This window comes from Leptotrichia buccalis C-1013-b, from assembly GCF_000023905.1.
Classification (GTDB): domain Bacteria; phylum Fusobacteriota; class Fusobacteriia; order Fusobacteriales; family Leptotrichiaceae; genus Leptotrichia; species Leptotrichia buccalis.
Genome location: NC_013192.1, coordinates 1,783,676 through 1,810,634, shown reverse-complemented (window position 1 = coordinate 1,810,634; position 26,959 = coordinate 1,783,676). Strand labels below are relative to the sequence as shown.

The 26,959-nt window shown below is 29.6% G+C and carries 37 protein-coding genes and 1 pseudogene; 35 read left to right on the top strand and 3 right to left on the bottom strand.

The features are described from left to right. The first annotated feature begins 19 nt into the window (after nt 1–19). The 29 genes and pseudogenes from LEBU_RS08530 (at nt 20) to LEBU_RS08400 (ending at nt 20,054) form a co-directional block, all read left to right on the top strand. Nucleotides 20–826 (top strand): DUF2262 domain-containing protein, encoded by an 807-nt coding sequence (locus LEBU_RS08530; protein WP_015769936.1) that lies wholly within the window; start codon nt 20–22, stop codon nt 824–826. Between the two features lie 161 nt (nt 827–987). After that, complete coding sequence (locus LEBU_RS08525) at nt 988–1,455, top strand: hypothetical protein (protein ID WP_015769935.1); 468 nt, start codon at nt 988–990, stop codon at nt 1,453–1,455. An 849-nt stretch (nt 1,456–2,304) separates the two neighbouring features. Next, nucleotides 2,305–2,706, top strand: a complete 402-nt coding sequence (locus tag LEBU_RS08520) for a hypothetical protein (protein WP_015769934.1) — start codon at nt 2,305–2,307, stop codon at nt 2,704–2,706. A 280-nt stretch (nt 2,707–2,986) separates the two neighbouring features. After that, on the top strand, nt 2,987–3,535 hold the full coding sequence (locus tag LEBU_RS08515; protein WP_015769933.1) for a DUF2262 domain-containing protein: 549 nt from the start codon (nt 2,987–2,989) through the stop codon (nt 3,533–3,535). 98 nt (nt 3,536–3,633) lie between these two features. Further along, complete coding sequence (locus tag LEBU_RS08510) at nt 3,634–3,888, top strand: type II toxin-antitoxin system RelB/DinJ family antitoxin (RefSeq protein ID WP_015769932.1); 255 nt, start codon at nt 3,634–3,636, stop codon at nt 3,886–3,888. Further along, entirely contained in the window at nt 3,881–4,153 is a 273-nt protein-coding gene (locus LEBU_RS08505) for a type II toxin-antitoxin system YafQ family toxin (protein WP_015769931.1), read from the top strand. Before LEBU_RS08510 ends, LEBU_RS08505 begins: the two co-directional genes overlap by 8 nt. Before the next feature lie 14 nt (nt 4,154–4,167). After that, nucleotides 4,168–4,341, top strand: a complete 174-nt coding sequence (locus LEBU_RS11910; protein ID WP_015769930.1) for a hypothetical protein — start codon at nt 4,168–4,170, stop codon at nt 4,339–4,341. Then, nucleotides 4,325–4,954 (top strand): OmpA family protein, encoded by a 630-nt coding sequence (locus tag LEBU_RS12035; RefSeq protein ID WP_203415693.1) that lies wholly within the window; start codon nt 4,325–4,327, stop codon nt 4,952–4,954. Before LEBU_RS11910 ends, LEBU_RS12035 begins: the two co-directional genes overlap by 17 nt. 29 nt (nt 4,955–4,983) lie before the next feature. Beyond that, a pseudogene (locus LEBU_RS12410) lies at nt 4,984–5,070 on the top strand (type II toxin-antitoxin system YafQ family toxin); the annotation flags it as partial. Nucleotides 5,071–5,084: 14 nt separating this feature from the next. After that, the gene (locus tag LEBU_RS08495) at nt 5,085–5,534 is read left to right on the top strand and encodes an OmpA family protein (protein WP_015769928.1); all 450 of its coding nucleotides are present in this window, start codon (nt 5,085–5,087) and stop codon (nt 5,532–5,534) included. Nucleotides 5,535–5,582: 48 nt separating this feature from the next. Further along, nucleotides 5,583–6,641, top strand: coding sequence for a 3-isopropylmalate dehydrogenase (gene leuB / locus LEBU_RS08490; RefSeq protein WP_015769927.1), 1,059 nt, complete (start codon nt 5,583–5,585; stop codon nt 6,639–6,641). After that, on the top strand, nt 6,607–7,347 hold the full coding sequence (locus LEBU_RS08485; protein WP_015769926.1) for a hypothetical protein: 741 nt from the start codon (nt 6,607–6,609) through the stop codon (nt 7,345–7,347). Before leuB (LEBU_RS08490) ends, LEBU_RS08485 begins: the two co-directional genes overlap by 35 nt. A 27-nt stretch (nt 7,348–7,374) precedes the next feature. Then, nucleotides 7,375–8,160 (top strand): ABC transporter ATP-binding protein, encoded by a 786-nt coding sequence (locus tag LEBU_RS08480; RefSeq protein ID WP_015769925.1) that lies wholly within the window; start codon nt 7,375–7,377, stop codon nt 8,158–8,160. Between the two features lie 47 nt (nt 8,161–8,207). Beyond that, on the top strand, nt 8,208–8,582 hold the full coding sequence (locus tag LEBU_RS08475; protein ID WP_015769924.1) for a hypothetical protein: 375 nt from the start codon (nt 8,208–8,210) through the stop codon (nt 8,580–8,582). Nucleotides 8,583–9,007: 425 nt separating this feature from the next. Then, on the top strand, nt 9,008–9,478 hold the full coding sequence (locus LEBU_RS08470) for a hypothetical protein (RefSeq protein WP_015769923.1): 471 nt from the start codon (nt 9,008–9,010) through the stop codon (nt 9,476–9,478). A gap of 22 nt (nt 9,479–9,500) precedes the next feature. Beyond that, on the top strand, nt 9,501–10,538 hold the full coding sequence (locus LEBU_RS08465) for an alpha/beta hydrolase family protein (protein ID WP_015769922.1): 1,038 nt from the start codon (nt 9,501–9,503) through the stop codon (nt 10,536–10,538). Between the two features lie 120 nt (nt 10,539–10,658). Next, on the top strand, nt 10,659–10,916 hold the full coding sequence (locus tag LEBU_RS08460; protein ID WP_041760644.1) for a hypothetical protein: 258 nt from the start codon (nt 10,659–10,661) through the stop codon (nt 10,914–10,916). A 136-nt stretch (nt 10,917–11,052) separates the two neighbouring features. Then, the gene (locus LEBU_RS08455; protein WP_041760643.1) at nt 11,053–11,400 is read left to right on the top strand and encodes a hypothetical protein; all 348 of its coding nucleotides are present in this window, start codon (nt 11,053–11,055) and stop codon (nt 11,398–11,400) included. Nucleotides 11,401–11,504: 104 nt separating this feature from the next. Beyond that, the gene (locus LEBU_RS08450) at nt 11,505–11,759 is read left to right on the top strand and encodes a type II toxin-antitoxin system RelB/DinJ family antitoxin (protein WP_015769921.1); all 255 of its coding nucleotides are present in this window, start codon (nt 11,505–11,507) and stop codon (nt 11,757–11,759) included. After that, nucleotides 11,752–12,024 (top strand): type II toxin-antitoxin system YafQ family toxin, encoded by a 273-nt coding sequence (locus tag LEBU_RS08445; RefSeq protein ID WP_015769920.1) that lies wholly within the window; start codon nt 11,752–11,754, stop codon nt 12,022–12,024. The genes LEBU_RS08450 and LEBU_RS08445 overlap by 8 nt, the downstream gene beginning before the upstream one ends. Before the next feature lie 49 nt (nt 12,025–12,073). Next, the gene (leuB, locus tag LEBU_RS08440) at nt 12,074–13,132 is read left to right on the top strand and encodes a 3-isopropylmalate dehydrogenase (protein ID WP_006804508.1); all 1,059 of its coding nucleotides are present in this window, start codon (nt 12,074–12,076) and stop codon (nt 13,130–13,132) included. 35 nt (nt 13,133–13,167) lie between these two features. Then, nucleotides 13,168–13,953 (top strand): ABC transporter ATP-binding protein, encoded by a 786-nt coding sequence (locus tag LEBU_RS08435; RefSeq protein ID WP_015769919.1) that lies wholly within the window; start codon nt 13,168–13,170, stop codon nt 13,951–13,953. A gap of 47 nt (nt 13,954–14,000) precedes the next feature. After that, complete coding sequence (locus LEBU_RS08430; RefSeq protein WP_015769918.1) at nt 14,001–14,375, top strand: hypothetical protein; 375 nt, start codon at nt 14,001–14,003, stop codon at nt 14,373–14,375. A gap of 73 nt (nt 14,376–14,448) precedes the next feature. Beyond that, on the top strand, nt 14,449–15,504 hold the full coding sequence (locus LEBU_RS08425; RefSeq protein WP_015769917.1) for a DMT family transporter: 1,056 nt from the start codon (nt 14,449–14,451) through the stop codon (nt 15,502–15,504). 179 nt (nt 15,505–15,683) lie between these two features. Continuing rightward, on the top strand, nt 15,684–16,448 hold the full coding sequence (locus tag LEBU_RS08420) for a class I SAM-dependent methyltransferase (RefSeq protein WP_015769916.1): 765 nt from the start codon (nt 15,684–15,686) through the stop codon (nt 16,446–16,448). Between the two features lie 124 nt (nt 16,449–16,572). Further along, nucleotides 16,573–17,229 carry a DNA alkylation repair protein gene (locus LEBU_RS08415; protein WP_015769915.1) on the top strand — a complete coding sequence of 219 codons (657 nt, stop codon included), beginning with the start codon at nt 16,573–16,575 and terminating at the stop codon, nt 17,227–17,229. Nucleotides 17,230–17,469: 240 nt separating this feature from the next. Next, nucleotides 17,470–17,925, top strand: coding sequence for an FxLYD domain-containing protein (locus tag LEBU_RS08410; RefSeq protein WP_015769914.1), 456 nt, complete (start codon nt 17,470–17,472; stop codon nt 17,923–17,925). Between the two features lie 217 nt (nt 17,926–18,142). Continuing rightward, nucleotides 18,143–19,153: a ketol-acid reductoisomerase gene (gene ilvC, locus LEBU_RS08405; RefSeq protein WP_015769913.1), complete on the top strand. Its 1,011-nt coding sequence runs from the start codon at nt 18,143–18,145 to the stop codon at nt 19,151–19,153. A 223-nt stretch (nt 19,154–19,376) separates the two neighbouring features. Beyond that, nucleotides 19,377–20,054: a dTMP kinase gene (locus LEBU_RS08400; protein ID WP_015769912.1), complete on the top strand. Its 678-nt coding sequence runs from the start codon at nt 19,377–19,379 to the stop codon at nt 20,052–20,054. Nucleotides 20,055–20,158: 104 nt separating this feature from the next. On the opposite strand, the gene LEBU_RS08395 is transcribed toward LEBU_RS08400, so the two are convergent. Further along, nucleotides 20,159–20,680 (bottom strand): autotransporter outer membrane beta-barrel domain-containing protein, encoded by a 522-nt coding sequence (locus LEBU_RS08395; RefSeq protein WP_041760641.1) that lies wholly within the window; start codon nt 20,678–20,680, stop codon nt 20,159–20,161. Nucleotides 20,681–20,885: 205 nt separating this feature from the next. On the opposite strand from LEBU_RS08395, the gene recA reads away from it, so the two are divergent. From recA to alr, 6 genes are all read left to right on the top strand, one after another. Continuing rightward, a complete protein-coding gene (gene recA, locus LEBU_RS08390; protein ID WP_015769911.1) occupies nt 20,886–21,998 on the top strand; it encodes a recombinase RecA in 1,113 nt (370 codons plus the stop codon). Beyond that, complete coding sequence (locus tag LEBU_RS08385) at nt 21,985–22,593, top strand: regulatory protein RecX (protein WP_015769910.1); 609 nt, start codon at nt 21,985–21,987, stop codon at nt 22,591–22,593. The genes recA and LEBU_RS08385 overlap by 14 nt, the downstream gene beginning before the upstream one ends. A gap of 28 nt (nt 22,594–22,621) precedes the next feature. Further along, nucleotides 22,622–23,374, top strand: a complete 753-nt coding sequence (locus LEBU_RS08380) for a lysophospholipid acyltransferase family protein (RefSeq protein ID WP_015769909.1) — start codon at nt 22,622–22,624, stop codon at nt 23,372–23,374. Nucleotides 23,375–23,432: 58 nt separating this feature from the next. Continuing rightward, entirely contained in the window at nt 23,433–24,026 is a 594-nt protein-coding gene (locus LEBU_RS08375) for an XTP/dITP diphosphatase (RefSeq protein WP_015769908.1), read from the top strand. A gap of 115 nt (nt 24,027–24,141) precedes the next feature. Then, nucleotides 24,142–24,663, top strand: coding sequence for a hypothetical protein (locus LEBU_RS08370; protein ID WP_015769907.1), 522 nt, complete (start codon nt 24,142–24,144; stop codon nt 24,661–24,663). A gap of 29 nt (nt 24,664–24,692) precedes the next feature. Continuing rightward, nucleotides 24,693–25,865: an alanine racemase gene (gene alr / locus LEBU_RS08365; RefSeq protein ID WP_015769906.1), complete on the top strand. Its 1,173-nt coding sequence runs from the start codon at nt 24,693–24,695 to the stop codon at nt 25,863–25,865. 61 nt (nt 25,866–25,926) lie between these two features. On the opposite strand, the gene LEBU_RS08360 is transcribed toward alr, so the two are convergent. Beyond that, entirely contained in the window at nt 25,927–26,580 is a 654-nt protein-coding gene (locus tag LEBU_RS08360) for a DKNYY domain-containing protein (RefSeq protein ID WP_015769905.1), read from the bottom strand. 60 nt (nt 26,581–26,640) lie between these two features. Then, the gene (locus LEBU_RS08355; RefSeq protein WP_015769904.1) at nt 26,641–26,946 is read right to left on the bottom strand and encodes a hypothetical protein; all 306 of its coding nucleotides are present in this window, start codon (nt 26,944–26,946) and stop codon (nt 26,641–26,643) included. Between the last annotated feature and the right edge of the window lie 13 nt (nt 26,947–26,959).

Genomic DNA, 26,959 nt, shown 5'->3' with positions numbered 1-26,959 from the left:
TCAGAAAGGAAAATCAGATATGGAAATTCAGGATTTTGTTGAAAATACATATATGGGAAATTTTAAAGAGTGGGACGGAAAAATTATTTGGAAAGGTAAAGAAACATTAGTAAGACTTACGATTTATAAAGAATGTGATAATGTTGAACTTGAAAAAGAAAAAATGTTTAAAATTTTGGAAGAATTGTATCTTAATCAGGATGAATGGAATAAAAAAGTGAAAGATACGATGGTTAAGTATTTTTATGATATGCTGAATGATGATTTTTTTGATGATGGAGTATTTCCAGAGTATCCAACTTGCTATGATATGTTATTTGAAATTTTAAAAGACGATTTTACAAAAGAAGAAGCAGAAAGAATATGGAAAACAAAAGTATTTCCATTGGATAAGTATAGAAATTATATTTTTGTTGATAATATTCAGATAACAAATGAAGGAAATTTTTATTTTGAAGTAGCTGATGATTATACAGTTGTGGGGGATAACTGGATTTGGTTAAAAGGGAATATTGATAAGGGATTTTTTGCTGCAAGTTTTGATGATCTTTTTGAATTTGTCACTGACTTAGAATTAAATGACGAGTTTTCTTCAATTCTTCGTGAAAAATTTAAAATAGGTTATGCAGATGCTAGTAGTTTTTTTGTATCAAGAAGAGAAGGACTGACAAAACTTTATTATAAGAAGAATCACAAATTAGCGGCAATTGGAAATTATAAATCTGGAAAAAAAGAGGGAATTTGGGAATTTTATGATGAGGATGGGAAATTGACTAAGAAGGTTAGTTATGTTAATGATGTTGCTGAGGAAGAAGTTGTTTGTTGAAAAATTAAAATATAAATTTAAAACAACATTCTTTATAATAGACCTACTCTTTAACCTTGTATAATGACTAATAGCAAGGTATAATAATATTGGACGGTGAAATAATAAATTTTATGTTGCAATTTATAATTGTAATAAAATATAGAATGGAGTTGATTTTTATGAAAAAATTAGTTATCTTATCATTTTTATTGTCAATGGCTGCATTTGGAACTGGAATTAAGGGAATTTCGCAAAAAGGTGATTACTGCACTTTTAAAACTGCACCTGAAGCAAATGATGAGATTTCGTATACTATTAAAACTGCACCTGAAGCAGCTGAGATTCCGTATATTATTTCTGATGCTGAATGTGTCATAGAAGGACTGGACTATGATATTCCAGATTCAGATGATGATATTCATTATCAAAGTTACGAAGGAGAAAAATTGGATGTTCCAATGATGTTTTTTGATTTATCGAAAAAAGCAAACCTTAGTAAAATTCGACGGATAGAATTTGAAGATGGAATTAAAATTGTAGGAAGTGGACATACAGGAAGATTAGATCTAGGTGAAGTTACAAAGTTCAATATTTCAAATAATACACTGCGAATTATAGAAAATAACAATGAAAACTATGAGGATTAAAAAATATTGACTGTTATGTTATTATTTTATAATATTTTTCAGAAATAAAGTTTTGGCAGTCTTGATAAATGATACAAGTTTCAGATTTGAATTGCATATCAAAACATAAAAAACAACACATAATTTAGAAATAGAAAATTTAAATTTTTTAAAAAGGGAATCATTGACCAACAATAATGTTACAAAATAAAGATATGATTCCCTTGAATTTGTGAGATTATAAGTTCACTGAGTAAATAGGTAAATTATCATAATCTAATACTAAACTCCATTTAAATAAAAAATTTATTACAAATTTTTCTAATTAAAGGATAAAGCTTAATATTTTCAAATGATTAAAACATAATTTTTACTTTTTAAACAGATTTTAGTATAAATTAATTCGTCGGAGCATTTTTTTGTGCTAGCAAAACTGTTTGAGCATAGTGAGTTTTTTGTCAGTGCAGAAAAATGTCGTAAACTAGCCATAGATTCTAGAATTTGGGGCAATGAGCAATCCTACGAAAATAAGAAAGAAAAAACATAGTAATATGAAAAAATATTTATTAATAAAATGTCCAAAAAATAATAAAAAATAATTTAGTTAAATGATTATGAATTAATTATCAAACAATTCTATTATAAAAATTTATTCCTATTTTCAAAAGGGGTCTTACCCCTTTCCTAAACAGAAGTTATAATAAATCCTTTGTTTTAACGGGAAATAGTATTAAATGAGTTCGAGCATATTACAGAAAGTGCTATGAGTTGCAGTATGCTTGGATTTAGCAAAAAATTTTCAGATGACTAGGAGGTAAAAACTTATGCAAACTATCAAAGAATGGAATAAAATAATAGAAAATTATTTTAATGAAAATAATATTGAGTATGACAGAAATTATTTGTTTTTTTTTTCCTGAAAAAAATTTTATAAAAATGTTTTTTGATAAAAATCTTATTTATGATTTTAACAAGGATTTAAGAGAAAGTATTATAATTTTGTTTAAGAAAGATAATATAGAAATATTTTCGTGTGATGTAACATTAAAAATACCTTCAGGAATACAACTTTCGAATATAGGTAAAATGAGGAAAATAATCCCTCGGGAAAAAGTAAAGGTTTTAAAATTAGTAAAAAAAATAACGAGATATAAATTATATTTTAAATTAGATAATGAAAGTAAAGCTTTTAGAATTGATATTTTTTTTAGATTTAATAAAAACTGGGTAACTAAAAATATAAATTATTTGATAGAAAATAAACTAATATAACTTCATAATGAAGAAAACGGCTGAAAAAAATAGCAACAGTAGTGGCAATGACTTAAAAGATGTTGGAAAGTTTAATTATTATATGTTTGTATTAATAAATGAGTCCAATTGAGGGAATATGAAAATTTGGTGGATTATTATGAGAAAATCGAATTAATTAACTGAATTAACCTTTAATAAAGAAATGCTTGAGGTAATGTAGAGAACTAAAAATATTTTGAGAGAAAATTAGAAAGGGTATAAAATTATTTAAAGAAGTGTAAAGAAAGGAATTATAGAAATGGCGAATAAATTATTGAAAGAAATAAATGTTGATGAAATATTAGAAAGTTTTAGAACAAATCCGCAACGCAATCAAGAATTAAAGGTCTTGTGGAATGATAAGAAGATTGAGGTGAACTTGGAATATCGTGATTTTGAGAAAGAAATCAATGAGATTAGAGAAAAATTGGAAAATTTAAAAATATTAGTTGAAAATGCTGAAGAATGGGAGAGAAAAATAAAAGATGCAGCAGGGGAATACATTCTTGAAGATGCTCGATACTGGTGGGAACCATCGGCAGATTATGAAGATGAAGATATGCCAGGATTAATTGCAGATTTAACTGAAATAGTTGGAAAAAAAGAAGCAGAAAAAATGGTAAATGATGAAGAATTATCGCTAGAATCATTTAAAAAATTAATATACGTCAATTCTATAACATTAGAAGAAAATGGAGATTTCAATGTTTCATTATTTGATATAGACGAATTAATATTTAGTGGACACATAATGTTTGTGTTTGGGAATATAAATGGTAAATTTTCAAATGGAGATTTTGCTGGGTAAAATTTATCTTTAAAAAGTTAATTAAAAAGATTGATTTTTGTATCATTTAGTAATATAATTACATTGTATAACAAATGTATTACAAAGGAGTGGTAAAGATGGCTACAGTAACTGCTAGAGTTGATGAAAATGTGAAAAAAGAAGCAGAAACATTATTTAAAAAAATGGGACTTAATATGAGTACAGCAATGAATCTGTTTTTGAAGAAGTGTATTTTGGAGCAGGGGATTCCATTTGAATTGAAAGTTCCTAATAAAGAAACTAGAAAGGTTTTGGATGAAGTTGAAAAAGGTGTTGGATTAAGTAAAACTTTTGATAGCATAGATGAGTTGATGGAGGATTTAAATGCTTAAAATCAGGTATCAGGTTAAATTTAAGAAAGATTATAAAAGGGCAATAAAAAGAGGATACAACAAAAAATTATTTGAAGAAGTTCTTTTTTATTTAGTAAATGAAAAGCCTTTGCCTGAAAAATATAGAGACCATTATCTTACTGGCGATTATAAAGGATTTAGAGAATGTCATATTCAGCCTGACTGGCTCTTAATTTATAAAATTGAAAAAAATATTTTGGTTTTGACATTGTCGAGAATAGGGACACATTCTGATTTGTTTTAAGTTGGAGGAATTTTATGAAAAAAATTATTTTATTTTATCAGTTATTACTTTTGATAAATTTATTTTCTCAAGTTGGAAATATCAAAGAATTTAATGATTCAAAAGGAAACATCTCTGGATATTCAATGACAGATTTTGATTTTAAAGGGTATTATAAAAAAATCAAAGAATTTGAAGAAAAAAATTGAAAATGGCGATGTAAAAGCAATGAATAATTTAGCAAATTTTTATGCTAAAAATGACCAAACTGAACAAGCCGAAAAGTATTATAAAATAGCAATCCAAAATGGTTCTAAAAAAGCTGAGAAAAATTTGAAGATTTTGGAAAAATTTCCACTTATGAGTAATCCGATGGTTATGGACTATTTGGCTTGGGATATTCCAATGGAAGATGCCAAAGGTGAATTGAAAATTTCAATTAGAGGATTTAAAGAAAATGGTAAAGATTTAAATGAGTTTGAACGAAATAGAATGAAAGGCATTGTTAGAAAAATTTGGAATAAACTTTATGAAAGTGCAGATTTAGAATTTATCGGATATAGTGATAATACAGAAAATAAAAAATTATCATTGGAAAGAGCTAAAAGACTTGCAGAGTTATTTCGTGAAAGTGGATTGAAAGATGAAATGCGAATTGTAAAAGTTTTGGGAAAAGGCTCTGAAAATTCAAGTGATACTAATGATACAGTAGAAGGAAGATATAATAATAGAAGAGTTGAAATTATTGGAAAAAATGTAGTTAAAAAAAATTTTGATTCAAGTTTGTTTAATGAGCTAAAAAATCAATTGGAAGATGAGTAATTTTCTTATATTTTAAAAAATTTTTTTAGCCTGATTGGCTCTTAATTTATAAAATTGAAAAAAATATTTTGGTTTTGACATTGTCGAGAACAGGGACATATTCGGATTTGTTTTAAATTGGAGGAATTTGATGAAAAAAATTATTTTATTTTGTATATTTACAATTGTGAATATCTCTTTTTCAACAACGTTAGTAGTACCTTGCAATAGAGAGGAGAAAAAGTGTGTTATAAGAGGTTTTAAAGTTAATGGGAGAATAATAACTGAGTATCAGATATTTGATCTTAAAGAAATTGTAAATATTTTAAATAAATTTGGAGAAAGTGGAACTGTAGATTTCGTAGGGTATACTGATTCAACTGGAACAAAGAAATATAATCAAAAATTATCATTGATAAGAGCTAGAAATGTTGCTAGATTGTTTAGAGAATTTGGTTTAAAAGATGCTATTTCAATTGGAAAAATAAGTGGTAAAGGAGAAGAGGATCCAGTTGATTTAAATGATACAGATCAAGGGAAATATAGTAACAGAAGAGTAGAGATTTTATTTAATAATTTAAAATGGAAAAATTTTGAATAAAAAAGTTAAAAAAGATGATATAAAAAATTTAGAAAGGAAGTAAAAAAAATGAACTACAAAATTGCATTATTAAAAGGGGACGGAATTGGTCCAGAAATCGTTGATGAAGCGGTAAAAGTTTTGGATAAAATTGGAGAAAAATTTGGGCATAAATTTGAGTATACGCAAGGGTATTTGGGAGGAGAATCTATTGATAAATATGGGATTCCTTATTCCAAAGAAACTGCGAAAATTTGTAAAGAGAGTGACTCGATTTTGTTAGGATCAGTTGGAGGGCCTAAATGGGATAATCTTGATCCTGATAAAAGACCTGAAAAAGGACTTCTTGCGATAAGAAAAGACTTGGGAGTTTACACAAATTTAAGACCAGCGGTTTTGTTTAAGCAATTGAAAAGTGCGAGCCCTTTAAAGGAAGAAATAATTGGAGATGGACTTGATGTGATGATTGTAAGGGAGCTTACTGGAGGGCTTTATTTTGGGCATAGGGAATATTCTGATGAAAAGGCGTTTGATACACTTCCTTATACAAGGGCTGAAATTGAAAGAATTGCGAAAAAAGCATTTGAAATTGCAAAACTTAGAAATAAAAAACTTACGAGTGTAGATAAACACAATGTTTTGGATACTTCAAAATTGTGGAGAAAAGTTGTGGAGGAAATTTCAAAAGATTATCCAGAAGTGGAAGTTTCGCACATGTATGTAGATAATGCAGCAATGCAGCTGATTGCCAATCCTAGACAATTTGACGTAATTTTGACTGAAAATATGTTTGGAGATATTTTGTCAGATGAGGCTTCAATGCTTACAGGATCACTTGGAATGCTGCCATCAGCGAGTCTTGGAGATGGAAAAGTTGGACTTTATGAGCCAAGTCACGGTTCAGCACCTGATATAGCTGGAAAAAATATTGCAAATCCAATAGCGACAATACTTTCAACAGTAATGATGTTAAGATATTCATTTAATCTTCAAAAAGAGGCTGATGCGATAGAAAAAGCTGTGGAGGAAGTGCTAGAAGCAGGATTTAGAACGGCTGATATTTATACAAATGGTATGAAGAAGGTTGGAACTGATGAAATGGGAACTGAGATTGCTAATAGAATTTAATAAAGTTTACATTATGAAAAAAGAAAGGAATAAATATAAATTTATGAAAAAAATTTTATTATTTTTATTATTGATTTTATCTTTTCAAATTATTGCAAAGGACGAAGAAATAAGAATTTGGTATCAAAATGGTAAATTAACCGAAGTTGGTATAACGATTGAAGAAATAGTTGATTTAAGAAATATAAAAATTGATGAAAATAACAAAGTAGAAATAGAAATGAAAAATTATAAATTTTTTGTTGATAAATCGGACTTAATACAAGAACATAATAATAATAAAGAAAATATTCGAAATAAAGTTCCTAAATTAAGTAACTTAGGAAGCAAAATTGATAAGAAACAACTTAAAGATATTGATTTTAGAGAAACTTTATTTTCATTAATAAAGAATAAAAAAGTTATTATTTATGATAAAATGAAAAAGAAAAATTTACAAGAAGTAGCTATTTGTAGTGGTTATTCTGAAGAAACAAATCAAAAAAGACAAGATTTTTCGGGAGTTATATATGAAAAACTTATTTATAGTGTTGATTTGAAAGATAAAATAATTATTCCTGATTGGAGATTTCACTATAGTGGAGTGGTAAATAATAAGCCAAAAGATAATACAAAACGTAGTGAAAAATCCGAGAATGTAAAAAAATTTAAAGAAGAAGCTATAAAAAATCCAGGAAAAGAATTTAGATTTCATGTGACTAAATAAATTATAAAAAGAAAATGAGGCATAGTTATGGAAGAAATATTACACTATGAAAATGTAACTTTTAAGCGTAATGGCAGAGAAATATTGAAAGGAATTGACTGGCATATAAATAAAGGCCAGAATTGGGCACTTTTAGGACTTAATGGTTCTGGAAAGTCAACTCTTCTTGGAATGATACCAGCCTATATTTTCCCAACTTCTGGAGAAGTGCGAGTTTTTGGGCATAAATTTGGTAATTATTCTTGGAAAAAAATAAAAAATCGAGTCGGATTTGTAAGTTCGACATTAAATAATTTTTCAAGTACATTAAATGGCGAAAAGCTGGAAGATGTTGTAATTTCTGGAAAGTTTAATTCGATTGGGATTTATGATGAAGTTACAGATGAGGATAGGGAAAAGGCGGATAAGATTATTGAGAATTTTAAGATTTCATATATAAAAAATAATCGTTTTGGGACTTTATCGCAAGGAGAGCAACGACGGACATTGCTTGCAAGAGCGTTTATGAATGAGCCTGATTTGCTTATACTGGACGAGCCTTGTTCAGGGCTTGATGTAACTTCGAGAGAGTATTTTTTGAAAGTGCTTGAGGAAAATTCCAAAAATGGTAACGCAATACCGTTTATTTACGTAACTCATCAGATTGAGGAAATTATGCCGTCAGTAACTCACGTGGCACTTCTTCACGATGGAAAGATTTTGGCAAAAGGGCTTAAAAAGGATATTTTAACAGGTAAATTGCTTTCTCAGATGTTTGATTTGGATGTGAAGATTGTATGGGAAAATGAAAGACCTTGGTTGATTGTGAGATAAAATCGATAATAAATTTTTTGTATTTTGTGAAGGGAGAATATTGATTTATGTTTTCAATATTAGGTGCAGTATTATTTGGAGTTATAGCAATTATGACAGTTCTTGTTGCTTGTGGTTTGCCTTTGGGCGAATTTACAATGGGTGGACAACATAAAATCTTACCTAAGAAATTTAGAGTTATGGCAGTCATTTCAGTGGCTATCCAAATTTTTGCAATGATAATTATTTTGCAAGCCGGAGGTTTTATTTCCTTGTGGCTGCCTTTTAAGGTTACTAAATATATTTGTTTCTTCTTTGCCGCTTATCTATTTTTGAATACTATTATGAATATGATTTCAAAAAGTAGGAAAGAAAAATATGTTATGACTCCGCTTTCACTTATAGCCGGAATATGTTTTTGGATAACGGCATTTCAGATGTAGTATGTAAAATGAGGATAATCTAGAGTGCGTCAAATTGGAAATTTAAAGTAAAAAATATATATAAAAAAATTGATTTTTAATATTGATTATTTATAAGCTCATGTATTTTTAATTATATATATAATAAAACATTACATTTTTTTGATTGGTGCTATTTAATAACTAATTTATTTATATTTTTATAGCATTATGTAGTAGATAAAAAATCTAAAAAGAATATGTTAATCCTATATGGATTTTAACTTGATTCACAAAATTTAAAAAATATAATAGAAACTATTTATTGTATATGTCTTTTCGAAAAACTTATATTATTATGAATTTTATGATGAGGATGAAAAATTGACTAAAAAGATTAATTATGTTAATGATGTTGCTGAGGAAGAATTTATTTTCTGAAAAAAATAGGAAGGAGAACTTTTTAAATGGCAGAAAAATCAAAAGAACAGTTGAAAGTAGAAGAATATTTCAAGCAAAATGGGATAGAGTACGATAAAAATTGTATTTATGGTATTAAAAGAGAAAGAAATTTGAATTCATTTTTGATGATGGGGCTTATTGGATTGATTATGAAAACGGGGATGAAGCCGTGTTATATACTTTTTAAGGAGAATGAAATATTGTTTTTCGAAGTTGGGATGCTTGGTGGAATTAAGGGACTTTTAACAAGAATAGATGTCGATGATATAGAAAAAATTGATTTAAAAAAAGGAATCTTAAACTATAAATTGACAATATCAGTAAGAGCTGGGGATAAAATAAAAAAAGAAATAATAAATTTTGCCCAAATTAATGGAAAGGCATGGTGGATGCAGAATAGAAATAACTTGATTGAAAGTGGATACTTTGAAAAATTGGCTGAAAGAGTGGGCAAAAGAAGAATGTTGGAACAATAAATAAAAAAAGAAAGGTGGATTTATGAAAAAAATATTACTTTTATTGTTAATTTTAGCAACTTTTGTAGTATCTTGCGGGAATGGGAACAAAAGTTCAAATGGAAATACAGAAGTTCAAAATAATGAGAAAAATAGTAAACAAATTGATGACAGTTTTGGAGTTGAAATATATGGTGAAACTTTGGAAGAAGCACATAAAAATTTTAAGACAACTTTGATTGAAGGCCAGTCGGAATTTGAACCAGACGGGAAATTGGCTGCACCGCCTAAAAATAGTGGAGTGGAATTAGTAAAATATCCAACAAAAATTGGGGAAATGGAAGGATATATCACTCCAAAAAATGATGGTAAAAAGTATCCGGTAATAATGTATTTAAATGGTGGATTTGGTGGAACAATGGAAATCTGGGGAAAAGAGGCTCCAAAAGATAATTATCAAAGAGCAGATGCATTTAAAAGAGATGAATTTGTTCTATTTGTCCCAAGTGCACGTGCTGAAAATAACAATCCTGGTAAATTTGAGATGTTTTATGGAGAAATTGAAGACTTAGAAGAAGCTAGGAAGTATGTAGCTTCACTGCCTTATGTTGATCCAAATAGAATTTATCTTGTTGGGCATAGTACAGGTGGGACAAAAGCAGTATTATTAAGTGAATATTCGAAAGGATTTAGAGCAGTTTTTGCAATGGGAGCGGCAACAGAACTTATGTCATTAGAAAAATATGACTACGCTGGAATGAATCCTCCATTTGATAGAACAAACCCTAGAGAAATAGCGGTTCGTTCATCATTAAGATATATGCGTTCAATCACAGCTCCAACATTTCATTTTGAGGGAAAAGATGACAGTCAGCCAGTTTACAGAGTTATGCAAAAAGTTGCAGATAAATATCAGATTCCATTTAAATCATATGAAATAACTGGTGGAAACCATTTTAACATTATTTATCCGTTGACAACAATGATTGCACAGAAAATCTTGGCTGATACAGGGGCAAAAACTAATATTCAGTTTAGCGATGGGGATTTGGATGTGATTTCAAAAGGGATTGTTAAATAGCAGATAATTTGATTTCAGAAATTTGATTGAAAATGAAAAATTGTCGATGTAAAAGTAGAAGATACGAGTTAGAAAATAAATTTCAAGTTTCAGATATAATCTGAAAAAAAGGAGATATCTATGTGGTCAAAAGGAATTGAGTATAGAAAGCGGGAAAAAGAAAAACTTTCTAAAATAAGTTCAAAAAATTTACCGTTTGATGTATTTGTAAAAAATGGAGAACTAGTCAGCTGGAGAAGAAGTGGCTGGTGTAAGAGAGCTTATCAGTTTTACAAAAAAAGCTGTAATCGAAATTTTAGAAGAAATAAAATTCTTGAAACTTCAGTTAAAGGGAATTATTACAGAAAGTGCTATGAGTTGCAGTATGCTTGGATTTAACAAAAAATTTTCAGATGACTAGGAGATAAAAAATTATGCGAACTATCAAAGAATGGAATAAAATAATAGAAAATTATTTTAATGAAAATAATATTGAGCATGACAGAAATTATTTGTGTTTTTTTCCTGAAAAAAAGTGCTTTTTGATAAAAAACTTATTTATGATGTTAACGAGGATTTAAGAGAAAGTATTATAGTTTTATTTAAGAAGAACAATATAGAAATATTTTCATGTGATGTAATATTAAGAATACCTTCAGAAATACAGCTTTCAAATATAGGTAAAATAAGGAAAATAATCCCTCGGGAAAAAGTAAAGGTTTTAAAATTAGTAAAAAAAATAATGAGATATAAATTATATTTTAAATTAGATAATGAAAGTAAAGCTTTTAGAATTGATATTTTTTATAGATTTAATAAAAACTGGGTAGTTGAAAATATAAATTATTTGATAGAAAATAGATTAATAGATTTGAAAAAATGAAAAAAGTAAATTTTTTTGAAAAAGTTAATTAAAATATTGATTTTTACATTATTTAGTAATATAATTACATTGTATAACAAAAGTATTACAAAGGAGTGGTAAAAATGGCTACAGTAACAGCTAGAGTTGATGAAAATGTGAAAAAAGAAGCGGAAACTTTATTTAAAAAAATGGGGCTTAATATGAGTACTGCTATGAATTTATTTTTGAAGAAGTGTATTTTGGAGCAGGGGATTCCGTTTGAGTTGAAAGTTCCAAATGGAGAAACCAGAAAGGTTTTGGATGAAGTTGAAAAAGGTATTGGGTTAAGCGAAACTTTTGATAGTATAGATGAGTTGATGGAGGATTTGAATGCTTAAAATCAGATACCAGGTTAAATTCAAGAAAGATTATAAAAGGGCAATAAAAAGAGGGTGTAACAAAAAATTATTTGAAGAAGTCCTTTTTTATTTGGTAAATGAGAAACCTTTGCCTGAAAAATATAGAGATCATTATCTTACTGGCGATTATAAAGGATTTAGAGAATGTCATATTCAGCCTGATTGGTTGTTAATTTATAAAATTGAAAAAGATATTTTGGTTTTAACGTTGTCAAGAACAGGAACACATTCTGATTTATTTTAAATTATTATAAAAAAGCAGAAATTTTAAAATTTAGGAAGGAGCAAATAAAATGAACTATAAAATTGCAGTATTAAATGGAGATGGAATTGGACCGGAAATAGTGGCTGAGGCGATAAAGGTTTTGGACAAGGTTGGAGAGAAGTTTGGACATCAATTTGAGTATGTTCGAGGGTATCTTGGAGGGGAGTCTGTGGATAAGTATGGAGTTCCTTTGTCAAGTGAAACTGTGGAAGTTTGTAAAAATAGTGATGCTATTTTGCTTGGGGCTATTGGCGGGCCTAAATGGGATAATATTGAGCCTGAGAAACGTCCTGAGAGAGGGCTTCTTGCGATTAGGAAGGAACTTGGAGTTTATACGAATTTGCGACCTGCGATTTTGTTTAAATCGTTAAAAAGTGCAAGTCCTTTGAAGGAAGAAATAATTGGAGATGGACTTGATGTGATGATAGTAAGGGAACTTACTGGAGGGCTTTATTTTGGGCATAGGGAATATTCTGATGAAAAGGCGTTTGATACACTTCCTTACACAAGACCTGAAATTGAAAGAATTGCGAAAAAGGCATTTGAAATTGCAAAACTTAGAAATAAAAAACTTACGAGTGTAGATAAACACAATGTTTTGGATACTTCAAAATTGTGGAGAAAAGTAGTGGAGGAAATTTCAAAAGATTATCCAGAAGTAGAAGTTTCACACATGTATGTGGATAATGCAGCAATGCAGCTGATTGCCAATCCTAGACAATTTGATGTGATTTTGACTGAAAATATGTTTGGAGATATTTTGTCAGATGAGGCTTCCATGCTTACAGGATCACTTGGAATGCTGCCATCAGCGAGTCTTGGAGATGGAAAAGTAGGACTTTATGAACCAAGTCACGGTTCAGCACCTGATATAGCTGGAAAAAATATTGCAAATCCAATAGCGACAATACTTTCGGCAGTAATGATGTTAAGATATTCATTTAATCTTCAAAAAGAGGCTGATGCGATAGAAAAAGCTGTGGAGGAAGTGCTGGAAGCAGGATTTAGAACGGCTGATATTTATACAGATGGTATGAAGAAGGTTGGAACTGATGAAATGGGAACTGAGATTGCTAATAGAATTTAAGATTTTTAAAATTTTGAAAAAAGAAGGATATTTTTATGGAAGAAATACTACACTATGAAAATGTAACTTTTAAGCGTAATGGCAGAGAAATACTGAAAGGAATTGACTGGCATATAAATAAAGGCGAAAATTGGGCACTTCTGGGACTTAATGGTTCTGGAAAGTCAACTCTTCTTGGAATGATACCAGCCTATATTTTTCCAACTTCTGGAGAAGTGAGAGTTTTTGGGCATAAATTTGGTAATTATTCTTGGAAAAAAATAAAAAATCGAGTTGGATTTGTGAGTTCCACATTAAATAATTTTTCAAGCACATTAAATGGTGAAAAACTGGAAGATATTGTAATTTCTGGAAAGTTTAGTTCTATTGGGATTTATGATGAAGTTACAGATGAGGATAGGAAAAAGGCGGATAAGATTATTGAGGATTTTAGGATTTCGTATATAAAAAATAATCACTTTGGCACTTTGTCACAAGGAGAGCAGCGACGGACATTGCTTGCAAGAGCGTTTATGAATGAGCCTGATTTACTTATACTGGACGAGCCTTGTTCGGGACTTGATGTAACTTCGAGAGAGTATTTTTTGAAAGTGCTTGAGGAAAATTCCAAAAATGATAATGCAATACCGTTTATTTACGTAACTCACCAGATTGAGGAAATTATGCCGTCAGTAACACATGTGGCACTTCTTCACGATGGAAAGATTTTAGCAAAAGGGCTTAAAAAGGATATTTTGACTGATAAATTGCTTTCTCAGATGTTTGGTTTAGATGTGAAGATTGTTTGGGAAAAGGAAAGACCTTGGCTGATTGTGAGATAAAATTGATAATAAATTTTTTGTATCTTGCGAAGGGAGAATATTGATTTATGTTTTCAATATTAGGTGCAGTATTATTTGGAGTTATAGCAGCTATGACAGTTCTTGTTGCTTGCGGTTTGCCTTTTGGGGAATTTACAATGGGTGGACAACATAAAATCTTACCTAAGAAATTTAGAGTTATGGCAGTCATTTCAGTGGCTATCCAAATTTTTGCAATGATAATTATTTTGCAAGCTGGAGGTTTTATTTCCTTGTGGCTGCCTTTTAAGGTTACTAAATATATTTGTTTTTTCTTTGCCGCTTACCTATCTTTAAATACTATTATGAACATGATTTCAAAAAGTAGGAAAGAAAAATATGTTATGACTCCGCTTTCACTTATAGCCGGAATATGTTTTTGGATAACGGCATTTCAGATGTAGATATGTAAAACGAGGATAATCTACAATGCGTTAAATTGAGAATTTGTCTAAAAAAGGAGATGAGTTATTAAACATGGATAAAAGCAGAAAATTTATGGCAGTAATTTTAGCATTACTTGCGGCTATTTTTTATGCAATCAATACACCGTTTTCTAAAGTACTTTTAAATAAGGTTCCTCCCACATTGATGGCATCTTTTTTATATTTGGGAGCTGGAACAGGCGTAGGTATTATGTACTTGTTTCGTAGGAAAGTTGAAGAAAAGTATGAAAAGTTGAATAAGGCAGATTTACCTTATACTATTGGAATGATTGTTCTTGATATTGCGGCACCTATATTCCTGATGATTGGTATAAATATTGGTTCAGCTTCAAATGCTTCACTGCTTGGCAACTTTGAAATTGTAGCAACAACAATTATTGCTCTTTTGATATTTAAGGAGAAGGTAACATCAAAGTTATGGATTGCTATCGGTTTTATTACAGTATCAAGCATAGTTCTTTCAGTTGAAGGGGCTGAAAGTTTCCAGTTTTCATTAGGATCATTGTTTGTTATACTAGCAACTTGCTGTTGGGGACTAGAAAATAACTGCACTAGAAAAATCTCGGATAAAAGCACTTACGAGATTGTTTTCCTAAAAGGCTTTTTCTCTGGTGGCGGTGCATTTATAGTCGCCCTTATTTTGGGAGAAAGAATTCCTGAAATGAAATATATAATAGCTGCTTTGCTACTTGGATTTGTGGCATATGGACTTAGTATTTTTATGTATATCAGAGCACAAAGGGATTTAGGCGCTGCAAAAACTAGTGCATATTATGCTATAGCTCCATTTGTAGGAACTTTTTTAGCATTTATAGTAAATGGAGAAAAACTTACTTTGGTATATTTCATTGGTCTTGTTTTTATGATAATCGGCAGCGTAATTGTTGTATATGATACAATGGTTAAATATCACAGTCATAGTCATTCTCACATAATTGTTCATACGCATGATGGGACAACACATAAACACGTTATTACACATGAACATGAGCATAGTCATTTTATATCAGAGAAAAAGCATAATCATAAACATAAAGATTATATAAATAGCAAAGAACATAAATTGACACATGAAAAGGGATTGTAAATTTATAAAAGTGCTGTATTTGAAACATAAAAAATTAAAATTTCGGATGAAAAACATTAAAAAAATTTAAGCAAGATTAAAATAGTTCAAGAAATTAAAATTTGTAGAGGTGAGAAAAATATAATGGCAACATATTCAACTTAAATCGAAATAATATAAAATTACGAGGCGATTATAAGATGAACAATTATATAAAATTAAATGAAGATAGATGGAATAATGTAAAAAATGACTATACTGAGCCATTGACACATGAAGAATTAGAAGAAGTTAAAAATAATCCAATTTCTGTTGCATTAACTGTTGGGAAAAAAGTTCCAAAAGAATGGTTTGAAAAAGCAAATGGAAAAAAGATATTAGGTTTAGCTTGTGGTGGTGGACAGCAGGGACCAGTTTTTGCTATAAAAGGTTATGATGTAACCATAATGGATTTTTCTAAATCACAATTACAAAGAGATGATATGGTTGCTAAAAGAGAAGGCTTAAAAATCAATACAGTTCAAGGCGATATGACAAAACCATTTCCATTTGAAAATGAAACTTTTGATATTATTTTTAATCCGGTTTCAAATGTATATGTAGAAGATTTAGAAAACATGTATAAAGAAGCCTCTCGAGTATTGAAAAAGGGTGGACTGTTAATGGTCGGATTTATGAATCCTTGGATATACATGTATGATGCTGACATTGTATGGGACAAACCCGATGAGGAATTACTTTTAAAGTTTTCAATACCTTTTAATTCAAAAGAGCTTGAAGAGGAAGGCAAAATAACCATAAATCCAGAATATGGATATGAATTTAGCCATACCTTAGAAACTCAGATTAGAGGACAACTTAAAAATGGTCTCGCTATGATAGATTTTTATGAATCATGTGATAAAAGACATAGATTATCACGTTATGGAAATGACTATATAGCTACACTCTGCATTAAACTATAATATTATAGAACATACTTCAGGAGAATAGCCCATTTTATTTTCCTTAAGGGTTAAAATCTAAAAATTAGAATTTTGTAATTAATAGAAATTAATGTTTTTAATAAAATGAAAAAAGAGGAAACTTATGGATTTTAATAAACTTTATGAAGAAATGATTCGGCATAAAAATGAAGAACAGGCTCAAAAAATGTCAAAATATATGCTTAATAAATTTGAATATATTGGAATCAAAACACCTGAAAGACGGGAAATATTTAAAAATTTTTTCAAGGAATACAAGAATAAAGAAAAAATCGACTGGGAATTTGTAAATAAATGCTGGGAAAATAAGTATAGGGAATTTCAGTATGTTGCGGCAGATTACCTAAAGAATATGAAAGATAAGTTGACAATAGATGATATCCCGAAGTTGAAGCAGTTAGTCTTGGAAAAATCGTGGTGGGATACGATAGACAATTTAGATATGACAATAGGAGCTTTGGCATTAAAGGATTCAAATGTGAATAAAATATTGCTAGAATGGAGTCTTGATGCAAATATTTGGCTTAGAAGAATTGCCATTGATCATCAGCTTTTGAGAAAAGAAAAAACAAATACTGAATTACTGGAAAAGATTTTAAAGAATAATCTGGGGCAGGCTGAATTTTTTATCAATAAGGCGATAGGCTGGGCATTGAGAGATTATAGCAAAACTAATCCCGAATGGGTAAAAAATTTTATTGAAGAAAATAAAGAAAAAATGGCAAAATTAAGTATTAAAAAAGCTAGTAAATATTTGTAAGTATTAAAGCAAAAAATATTTATAGAAAAATGAAAATATATAATTTTAATGATAGAATACCTGAAATATGTTTAAATCACAATAAAATATTTTAAAGTTAAACTCAGAATGGTTTTATTATGTTATTAAAATTGGATATTTATTTAATTTTTTTAGATAACATAGATTGTATAATGTATTGCAACAACTATAATTTTATTGTATTATAAGCATAAAAAATATTGAAAGGATTTATAAATTATGAAAAAAATATTAATGATAATGGGAACGGCTTTAGTTCTTTCATCTTGCGGAGTTGTTGGAGCGGCAGGAAGCATTGCTGGAGGCACGATTAAGGCAGCGGGAACTGTTACTGGTGCCGTAATTAAGACAACTGGAAATATTATCGGCGGGATAATTGGCGGAAATGATGGCGAAATTAATGCCAAAGGCGTTAAGTACAAATTTTCTAAGGCGAAAGTTGAAAATGATGGGAATATGACGATTGTAACAGGAGTTTTGACAAATACTGGAAGCAGAAAGGAAAATGTTAGAATTGAAATACCTTGCTTTGATAAAAAAGGGAAAAGTGTTGGAGATGCTGTAGACAGTACAGATTCTATTGATAAAAATAAAAAATGGGAGTTTAGGGCAGTTTTAAATTCGGGAGATGTGAAGGCGTGTAAAGTGAAAGATGCGTATGTAAATGCACAATAATTGCATAATAACATCTTATACTAAAACTTCGTTTAAATAACGAATTTATTACAACTTTTCTAATAAAGGATATAAACCTAATATTTTAAAATAATCAAAATATCTAAAAAATAAAATTCAAAAATATATAAAATATATAGTTACATTAAAAAGAAATATTTGCAAATATTTTTAAAAAGTGTATAATATATACATATAAAATTTAGGAGGATAAAAAATGGCAGGAAATATTTTAGGAACAACAGTTTATTATGATGCTGATTGTGATTTGAGCAAATTGGAAGGTAAAAAAATTACTGTATTAGGGTATGGTTCGCAAGGGCATGCACATTCTTTAAATTTGAGAGAAGGTGGATTTGATGTAACTGTTGGACTTAGAAAAGGTTCAAAATCTTGGGATGAGGCTACTGAAGCAGGATTTACAGTAAAAGAAACTCCAGATGCTGTAAAAGGTGCGGATATAGTTATGATTTTGATTCCAGATGAAATTCAAGCTGATGTATATGCGGCTGATATTGCACCAAACTTGAAAGAAGGAGCTTACATCGCATTTGGACATGGATTTAACATTCACTTTGAAAAAATTGTTCCAAGAGAAGATATAAGCGTATTCATGGTTGCGCCGAAAGGGCCTGGACACTTGGTAAGAAGAACTTTCCAAGAAGGGAGCGGAGTACCTTGTCTAGTGGCAGTGTACAAAGATCCAGCAGGAGATGCTATGGAAGTTGCCAAAGCATGGGCATCAGCTATTGGTGGAGGAAGATCAGGAATTCTTGAAACTACATTCAAACAAGAAACAGAAACAGATTTATTTGGTGAACAAGCTGTATTATGTGGTGGAGTAGTAGAACTTATGAAAGTAGGATTTGAAGTATTGACAGAAGCTGGATACGATCCTGTAAATGCTTACTTTGAATGTTTACACGAAATGAAACTTATTGTAGACTTAATTTACGAAGGTGGATTAGCAACAATGAGAAGTTCAATTTCAAACACTGCTGAATACGGAGATTACATTACAGGACCCAAAATTATAACTGCTGAAACAAAAGAAGCTATGAGAGGTGTTTTAAAAGATATTCAAGATGGTAAATTTGCAAACGACTTCTTAGCTGACTCGAAAGCAGGACAACCATTCTTGAAAGAAAAAAGAGCAGAATTTGCAAATCATCCAGTAGAAAAAGTTGGAGCAGAATTAAGAAAACTTATGCCTTGGATTAAAAAGTAAAATTACTTTAATATCTTTAAAACTAACTGTTTAAACTGATTTAAAAAGATTAAAATCAGTAAAATATAGTAAATAAAAGTACAATTTAGAATTTTAGCAGTCTTTTAAATAAGGCTGCTATATTTTTCTCAATAAGTATTTTTATGGGCTTGAGTATAAGAATACTTGTGACTTTAGCCGTGTGAGATTGAGAAATAAAGGAAATTGAAAGGAACTTGAAAAAATGGGGAAATTAATAATTATTGAAGGTACAGATGGGAGCGGGAAACAAACGCAGACAGAATTACTGTATAAAAAATTGAAAGAAATAAAAGGAGAAGAGAAAGTAAAGAAAATATCTTTTCCAAATTATGAAAGCAGAGCTTCTGAGCCAGTGAAAATGTATCTTGCAGGTGAATTTGGAAAAACGGCTGAAAGTGTTAATGCTTATGCGGCTTCGGTACTTTATTCGATTGACAGGTTTGCATCATTTAAGACTGAATGGGAAGAATTTTATAATAATGGCGGAATTGTGATTAGTGACAGATATACAATTTCCAATATGATTCATCAGGTTCCGAAAATTTTGGATGAAAAAGAAAAAGAAAAATATTTAGAATGGCTGGTAGATCTAGAATGGGGAAAAATTGGAATACCAAAGCCAGATATTGTGTTTTTTCTGGATATTCCTTTTGAGTTTAGTCAAAAACTGATGAAAAATAGGGAAAATAAGATAACAGGGGGAAAAAAGAAGGATATTCACGAAAAAGATGGAAATTATTTAAAAAATGCTTATGAAACAGCTAAGGAATTATCAGTAAAATATGGATGGAATGTAATTTCTTGTGTTAATAGGGATAAATTAAGAGTGATAGAAGATATAAATGATGAAATGATAAAAATAACATTGGAAAATATATAAATTTCTTTTTTATCATTTTTTAAAAAATAAAAAGAGCTACTCCAAAAATATTGAAGTAACTCTCAAAAACAAAAAATTATTTAAAAGAAAAAACAATCAAATATTTAGAACGATACGCCAATTCCCAAGCCAACATGGGCATTCTTATCTTTCGTATCATATCCACCTTTTACTGAGAAATTAAAGTTTCCTGTCTCGAGTCCAACTTTTACTCCACTTCTAAAGTTTCCACGATTTTCAGCTTTTTCTCCTTTTAATCTGTAAGTCGTATTTGTATTTATAAATTTCATTTGATTTTCTTTACGGTCTGCATTTCCTAATTCATGTTCGTACGCTAGGTCTAAGGCTGCCTTGAATTTAGTGTTATCTGTAATTTTTTTAGTATAGGCAAGTTCCACACCTGCAGACGGTTTAACTGAATAATAGCTGTTTCCTTTTACATCCATTCCTAAAGTGCCGTCCTTTTCCTTAATTCTATCAAATCTTTCATAACTAAATTTTAATGCTCCGTAAGGTTTAACTGTGCTGTTTTCACCTAACTGGTAAGTTTTGTTAATTTCATTTTTAATTGAGAATCCGTAAGCATTATAGTCGGTCTTGTTTTCGTAAATATTATTTCTAACCATAATAAAATTTTCCGTTTAAAAACTTTATGTGAATTGATTTGAAAACATTTACGTATATGTATTTTAAAAAGTCAATTAAAAAAAATTAATAGATAATATTTGGAAATAATTAAAAAAATTATAAATAACAAAATAAAATATATAAAAAGAAATCAAATTGTGATATAATAAAAGACAGGATAAAAGAAAAAATGAGGAGGGTATAATGGCTAGAAAAAAAGCTGAAGAAAAGGAAAAAGATGATAAAGGGCTAACTGAAAAGGAGAAAATGCTTGATTTGGCACTTAAGCAGATTCAAAAGGATTATGGTGAAGGTGCCGTTATGAAACTTGGAGAAAATCAAAAAATGAATATCAGGGCTATTTCTACAGGGAGTTTGAATTTAGATATAGCGCTTGGAATTGGTGGAGTGCCAAGAGGAAGAATTGTTGAAATTTACGGGGCAGAGTCTTCAGGGAAAACTACACTTGCACTTCATATTATCGCAGAAGCTCAAAAAGCAGGAGGAGTTGTGGCATTTATTGACGCAGAGCATGCTCTGGATCCAGTTTATGCAAAAGCTCTTGGAGTAAATATTGACGAACTTTTAATTTCACAACCTGATACTGGGGAACAGGCACTTGAAATTTCTGATATGCTTGTGAGAAGTGGGGCAATAGACGTAATCGTTGTGGATTCGGTTGCCGCACTTGTTCCAAAAGCTGAAATTGAAGGGGAAATGGGAGACCAGCAAATGGGACTTCAGGCAAGGCTGATGTCAAAAGCGCTTAGAAAATTGACTGGAAATATCGCAAAATCTGATACAGTAATGATTTTTATAAATCAAATCAGAGAAAAAATCGGAGGATTTTCATTTGTTCCAGGAGTACAGACAACAACTTCAGGTGGACGTGCATTAAAATTTTTCTCAACAGTCAGAATGGAAGTAAAAAGAGTAGGCTCTGTAAAACAGGGAGACGATGTTATCGGAAGTGAAGTTCTAGTAAAAGTAACTAAAAACAAAGTTGCGCCGCCATTTAAGGAAGCAAAATTTAACATTATGTACGGAACAGGAATTTCCAAAATTGGAGAAATTCTAGATGCGGCAATAAATTTAGGAATTGCTTCAAAAGCTGGAGCCTGGTTCAGCTATGGAGATGAACGGCTTGGGCAAGGGCGTGTCAATGTTGAAAGAATGTTAAAGGAAAATACGGAGCTGTACGGAAGACTTGAAAAAGATGTACTCGAAGCTATTCGTCCAAAACAGGAAAATACAGAACAAGTAAACGAAGCTGAAAATTCAGAAAATAATGAAACGGAAAACAATGAAAATCAATAAAATATACCGAAATAAAATATACTTGGATAACGAGGAAATTATGGACATAAGTCCATTAATTAGACAAAAGTACAATTTAAAGGTAAATGATAATATTGAGAGGTTTTATGACGAGATTTCGTATGAAGCCTCCTTTGAAAAAGGCGTTTTCCTAATTTCCCTAAAAGACAGGACAAAAAAGGAATTGCGGCTAAAACTAGAAGAAAAATATAGAAATAAGCCAGCAATTTTGAAAGCAATAGAAAAGTTGGAAGAATTTGGCTATCTAAGTGATTTAAATTATGCAATGTCTTATATCGAAAGTAGAAAATATGGAAAAAATCGAATTTTATACAATTTATTTCAAAAAGGAATTGACAGAAATACGGTAGAAGAGGCATATTTAGCTTTAGAAGAAGAAAAAGAAGAAAATATTGATGACAGGAAACTGGAAAAATTAATAGAAAAAAATAGTAATAAAATCAGAAAAAATAATGAGAGAAATGAAAAAAAAATAAAAGAAGAACAAAAATTTGTACAATATTTAGCTAGACAAGGATTTTCTCTCGATAAAATTTTCAAAAAAATAAAAGAGCATAAGGAAAATACAGAATAGGAAATTAAAAATAAGAAAGGAAGTCAAAATGAGAACCATATTTTATCATTTAATACTTGTTGGAACTTTTATTTATGGAAGTTTCGTACATTATTGGTATCTGATATTTAATAGAGGCGAAAAAAGATACAAATATGTCTGTAAAATTGGAAAAAATTGGGGAAAAAACCTAATTTGGGGAGCTGGAAGCAACGTAAGTGTAATTTATAAAAATGGTAGTGAAGAAGAAGTGAAAAAAATTCACGATACAAATGAAGCAGTCATATTAATTTCAAATCACCAAAGCAACGTAGATATTCCAGCATTGCTTGGGTATTTACCGCTTGATTTTTCATTCATTGCAAAAAAGGAAATGAAAAAATGGCCTGCAATTGGACGTTGGATGCGTTCATTTGACTGTATATTTCTGGATAGAAAAAATGCAAGACAGGGAATGAAAGATATGAAAGATGCGATAAGCAAAATAAAAAAAGGGCATTCCTACGTGATTTTTCCAGAAGGAAGCAGAAGTGAAGACGGTACAATTGGCGAATTTAAAAAGGGAAGTTTCAAACTTGCAACTGACACAAATGCTAGAATTTTGCCAATTACAATTGTGGGAACTTATCAGGTTCAAAGTAGAAAAAGCCTGAAAGTAACACCAAATAAAAATATAAAAATTATCGTTGATAAACCTGTGGATTTGAAAGAAATGTCAAGAGAAGAAAAAAAAGATGTTCATAATATTGTAAATAAAATTATAAAAAATAATTTTGAAGAATATAATCTTAAGCAGGGGTAACCCTGTTTTCTCATAATTTAATAAAAAGATTTATTCAATTAAAAAAGGAAGTGAAAAAATGAAAGTATTTTTAGCAACAAAGAATAAAGGGAAAATAAAAGATTTTGAGAAACTGACGGAAGGAATAAATTTGGAAGTTGTAACGATTTTGGATGGGCTGGATATTCCTGATGTTGTAGAAGACGGGGAAACTTTTGAGGAAAATTCACAGAAAAAGGCAAAGGAAATTGCAGATTATACGAATATTGTAACTGTTTCGGATGATTCGGGACTTTGTGTGGATGCTCTGGATGGAGGGCCAGGAGTTTATTCGGCAAGATTTGGAGGAGAAAATACATCTGACAGCGAGAAGAATCAGAAAATGCTGGAAATTTTGAAGGATGTGAAAAAAGAGGATAGAAAAGCACATTTTGTGTCTGTCGTGAGTATTGCCTTTCCAAATGGTGAAATTCATTCTTTTCGTGGAGAAATAGAGGGAGAAATTTTATTTGAAGCACAAGGAAATAATGGATTTGGCTACAATCCGATTTTTTATTCGTATGAACTTGGAAAATCGTTTGGGCAAGCAAGTGACGAAGAAAGAAAAAGTGTAAGCCATAGGGCAAGAGCATTTAGAAAACTGATTGCATCAGGGCTTTTGGAAGAAAAATAAAATATAATTAGTTTTTAGGATAAAAAATGGATTTAGATAAATTATAAATTTTGATTTCAGTTTTCAATATTGTTTGTTAGATTTTTAAAAAAGGCTGGAAAGGAGCTGTATTATTATGGAAATTACTGATAAAAAAATTGAACTTAATGGGTTAATTCACAAAGGAGTGGATAAAATTCTGATATTAGTGGCGGTATTGTCTATTGTTTATGGAATCGTGTTTACTTTGCTGGAAAAAATTCCAGTTGCAAGGACGATTTCGGCATTTTTGCCAGTTGCTGCCATTGTTGTTTGGATTTTGTTCATTTTTTTGAGAATTGACAAGTTAAAGGTTGAAAATGGGATAGTTTCACTTAATGGAAAAAATTTGGATGAGAAAAATACGACGGGATATATGGATAAATACGTGGGAACACCACGAATACATTTGACAGTAAACGGAGAAAAAATATTATTTGAGCCATACGTAAACCGTTACAGCAGAAGCGACACATCCAATAAAATTACAGCAATCGGATTTGTCCTAAAAGAAAAAGGAATACCTGAAAAACAATATCAAAAAATTTATCGTAAAATCCTACTTTTAAGACTAGTTATCCTTTTGGGAATAATGGCTCCGCTAATAATAACAGTTTAAGAATTTGTCAAGGAGAACAAAAATAAAAAATGCTAGTAAATCTGGAAATAAACAAGGAAAATTTGGAAAAAAATCTGGAAAAAATCCGTTTCATAAATAAAAATATCATTTGTGTAATTAAAGACAATGCTTACGGGCTTGGAATTGGAAATATTTTACCGATACTGATTGAAAATAATTGTAATTATTTTGCGGTGGCATATATTGATGAAGCGATAAAAATTCGTGAAATTTTAAAAAATTTTGAAAAAGAGAAAAAATTGAAATTTTTAGAAAATAGAAAAATAAAGATAATGGCACTTAATTATATTAAACCAAAAAAATTGGAATATGCAATAGAAAATGATGTTGAGCTGACAATTTTTAATTTTTCACAATTATCCGATTACTTAAAAATTCTGGAAGAATCTTTTGAGAACACAGTTTTGAAAATTCATATAAAAGTAAACAGTGGAATGAACAGGCTTGGATTCAATGAAAGCGAAATTTTAGAATTAATTGAAAAAATAAAAAAATATGAAATAAATTCTAAAAATAACAAATTGGAAATAATCTCAATTTTTTCTCATATTTCAGATGCTGAAAATCAACTTGAAACAGAAAAGCAAGTTGAAAAATATGAAAACATTTTAAAGATATTTGACAAAAATAATGTAAAATACCAGTACAAACATTTGCAAGCAAGTCCGTTGCTTTTTAAATACGAGGAAAAATACAATTATGATTTCGCACGTGTGGGAATGGCACTTTATGGCATGGAGCCTTTATTTTACGATGTGGGGCTTTTGGATGTTATAACAGTAAAATCTCAAATTATAAATATAAGAAACGTGAAAAAAAATGATAAAATTTCCTATGGAAGTAAAGGCGTTGTGAAAAGAGACTCTAAAATAGGCATTGTGTCAATAGGTTATGCACACGGACTTCAAAAGCAAATTGAAAATTCGCAAGAAGCGTATGTTTTGGTGAATGGGAAAAAGGCAAAAATTGTTGGAGAAATTTGTATGGATATGATTTTTGTTGATTTGACGGATATAAATGATGTGGAAATAAATGATAAAGTTGTGATTGTGGGAAGTCAGAGGAATGTTGAAAATGGTGTTAATGAGAGAATAACATTGAGGCAAGTGGCGAGATGGGCTGGAACGATACAGGATGATGTGCTGACTAAGTTTTCAGTAATAAAAAAAACAGTAGATTGATTTAAATCTTTTTACTGTTTTTTACTTTTTTAATAGAATTGACTATTAATTTTTAAAAATTTCATTCGATTATTTTTCCATACTCATATTTATGATTTTTATCCTGTGCTTTTTCAGAAGCCTCTATTATTTCAAAAGTTTCAATATCAGCATTTTCTATTTTTTCGCCTTCATAATAGACATTATTTTTGTCTTTGGAGTAAGAGCTTTTACCTAATAATGTAAAAGTTTTAGAATCTGCTCCTACTATTTTTTTGTCTGAATAATAAATATTGTTTTTATCTTTTGCATATTTAAAGCCTAGCACTCTAAAAGTTTTGGTATTAGCTCCTGTTATTTTTTTGCCTAAATAATAGACGTTGTTTTTATCTTTGGAAAAATTTCTTCCTAATACTTTGAAGGTTTTAGGATTAGAATTGTTAATTCTTGTTCCTTCAAAATATGCACTATATTTATCTTTATAATAATGATTATCTATTATTTTTAAAGTATCAGGATTTCCTTCAAATTTTTCACCTTTATAATAAATATTATTTTTATCTTTCGCATAATAGCCTTCACCCAATATTTTAAAAGTCTTAGAATCCGCACCTTCTATTAATTCTTCATCCCAATAGACTTCATTATTTTTAATTGTATATTTATAATTATAGTTATAATTAGCGAATATTTGTATTCCCGTTAAAATCATAATTATCAAAATTATTTTTTTCATAACAATCTCCTTTTTTAATAGTAGATGGGAACTAATAATTTTAACTTTTATAATTATTAGTTATTTTGTTGGATTTTTTGATTTAAAAATTATCGGCTCTAAAAAGATATGAAAAAAAATAGCTATTACTACGATAAATGTTAAAGAATTTATTTTGTAAGCACGAGAAATATTTCCTTTTATTAATTGAATAAATGCTGTTGTTAAGCCTTCACTCCAATAATGGATATGTAATGGTTTCAAAATAAATCCAATTGGCGTAGGCACTTTAAAATAATATCTTATAGAAATTATTGATACAAGTAATATGTACAAGATAAGATTATTTTTATGATAATTAAATAATAAGTTAAAATATTTTTTCATATTAATTCCCAGC

Bases quoted from the DNA above. Each gene is read 5' to 3' on its own strand.
- LEBU_RS08415 (WP_015769915.1), top strand. From the start codon at position 16,573: ATGGATTTTAATAAACTTTATGAAGAAATGATTCGGCATAAAAATGAA.
- LEBU_RS08420 (WP_015769916.1), top strand. From the start codon at position 15,684: ATGAACAATTATATAAAATTAAATGAAGATAGATGGAATAATGTAAAA.
- leuB (WP_006804508.1), top strand. From the start codon at position 12,074: ATGAACTATAAAATTGCAGTATTAAATGGAGATGGAATTGGACCGGAA.
- LEBU_RS08465 (WP_015769922.1), top strand. From the start codon at position 9,501: ATGAAAAAAATATTACTTTTATTGTTAATTTTAGCAACTTTTGTAGTA.
- LEBU_RS08480 (WP_015769925.1), top strand. From the start codon at position 7,375: ATGGAAGAAATATTACACTATGAAAATGTAACTTTTAAGCGTAATGGC.
- LEBU_RS08370 (WP_015769907.1), top strand. From the start codon at position 24,142: ATGGAAATTACTGATAAAAAAATTGAACTTAATGGGTTAATTCACAAA.
- LEBU_RS08470 (WP_015769923.1), top strand. From the start codon at position 9,008: ATGGCAGAAAAATCAAAAGAACAGTTGAAAGTAGAAGAATATTTCAAG.
- LEBU_RS08515 (WP_015769933.1), top strand. From the start codon at position 2,987: ATGGCGAATAAATTATTGAAAGAAATAAATGTTGATGAAATATTAGAA.
- LEBU_RS08410 (WP_015769914.1), top strand. From the start codon at position 17,470: ATGAAAAAAATATTAATGATAATGGGAACGGCTTTAGTTCTTTCATCT.
- LEBU_RS08445 (WP_015769920.1), top strand. From the start codon at position 11,752: ATGCTTAAAATCAGATACCAGGTTAAATTCAAGAAAGATTATAAAAGG.
- leuB (WP_015769927.1), top strand. From the start codon at position 5,583: ATGAACTACAAAATTGCATTATTAAAAGGGGACGGAATTGGTCCAGAA.
- LEBU_RS08475 (WP_015769924.1), top strand. From the start codon at position 8,208: ATGTTTTCAATATTAGGTGCAGTATTATTTGGAGTTATAGCAATTATG.
- LEBU_RS08380 (WP_015769909.1), top strand. From the start codon at position 22,622: ATGAGAACCATATTTTATCATTTAATACTTGTTGGAACTTTTATTTAT.
- LEBU_RS08360 (WP_015769905.1), bottom strand. From the start codon at position 26,580: ATGAAAAAAATAATTTTGATAATTATGATTTTAACGGGAATACAAATA.
- LEBU_RS08460 (WP_041760644.1), top strand. From the start codon at position 10,659: ATGTGGTCAAAAGGAATTGAGTATAGAAAGCGGGAAAAAGAAAAACTT.
- LEBU_RS08495 (WP_015769928.1), top strand. From the start codon at position 5,085: ATGAAAAAAATTATTTTATTTTGTATATTTACAATTGTGAATATCTCT.
- LEBU_RS08505 (WP_015769931.1), top strand. From the start codon at position 3,881: ATGCTTAAAATCAGGTATCAGGTTAAATTTAAGAAAGATTATAAAAGG.
- LEBU_RS08375 (WP_015769908.1), top strand. From the start codon at position 23,433: ATGAAAGTATTTTTAGCAACAAAGAATAAAGGGAAAATAAAAGATTTT.
- LEBU_RS08425 (WP_015769917.1), top strand. From the start codon at position 14,449: ATGGATAAAAGCAGAAAATTTATGGCAGTAATTTTAGCATTACTTGCG.
- LEBU_RS08430 (WP_015769918.1), top strand. From the start codon at position 14,001: ATGTTTTCAATATTAGGTGCAGTATTATTTGGAGTTATAGCAGCTATG.
- ilvC (WP_015769913.1), top strand. From the start codon at position 18,143: ATGGCAGGAAATATTTTAGGAACAACAGTTTATTATGATGCTGATTGT.
- LEBU_RS08355 (WP_015769904.1), bottom strand. From the start codon at position 26,946: ATGAAAAAATATTTTAACTTATTATTTAATTATCATAAAAATAATCTT.
- LEBU_RS08385 (WP_015769910.1), top strand. From the start codon at position 21,985: ATGAAAATCAATAAAATATACCGAAATAAAATATACTTGGATAACGAG.
- LEBU_RS11910 (WP_015769930.1), top strand. From the start codon at position 4,168: ATGAAAAAAATTATTTTATTTTATCAGTTATTACTTTTGATAAATTTA.
- LEBU_RS08510 (WP_015769932.1), top strand. From the start codon at position 3,634: ATGGCTACAGTAACTGCTAGAGTTGATGAAAATGTGAAAAAAGAAGCA.
- LEBU_RS08485 (WP_015769926.1), top strand. From the start codon at position 6,607: ATGAAATGGGAACTGAGATTGCTAATAGAATTTAATAAAGTTTACATT.
- LEBU_RS08520 (WP_015769934.1), top strand. From the start codon at position 2,305: ATGAAAATAATATTGAGTATGACAGAAATTATTTGTTTTTTTTTTCCT.
- recA (WP_015769911.1), top strand. From the start codon at position 20,886: ATGGCTAGAAAAAAAGCTGAAGAAAAGGAAAAAGATGATAAAGGGCTA.
- LEBU_RS08530 (WP_015769936.1), top strand. From the start codon at position 20: ATGGAAATTCAGGATTTTGTTGAAAATACATATATGGGAAATTTTAAA.
- alr (WP_015769906.1), top strand. From the start codon at position 24,693: ATGCTAGTAAATCTGGAAATAAACAAGGAAAATTTGGAAAAAAATCTG.
- LEBU_RS08435 (WP_015769919.1), top strand. From the start codon at position 13,168: ATGGAAGAAATACTACACTATGAAAATGTAACTTTTAAGCGTAATGGC.
- LEBU_RS08450 (WP_015769921.1), top strand. From the start codon at position 11,505: ATGGCTACAGTAACAGCTAGAGTTGATGAAAATGTGAAAAAAGAAGCG.
- LEBU_RS08525 (WP_015769935.1), top strand. From the start codon at position 988: ATGAAAAAATTAGTTATCTTATCATTTTTATTGTCAATGGCTGCATTT.
- LEBU_RS08395 (WP_041760641.1), bottom strand. From the start codon at position 20,680: ATGGTTAGAAATAATATTTACGAAAACAAGACCGACTATAATGCTTAC.
- LEBU_RS08400 (WP_015769912.1), top strand. From the start codon at position 19,377: ATGGGGAAATTAATAATTATTGAAGGTACAGATGGGAGCGGGAAACAA.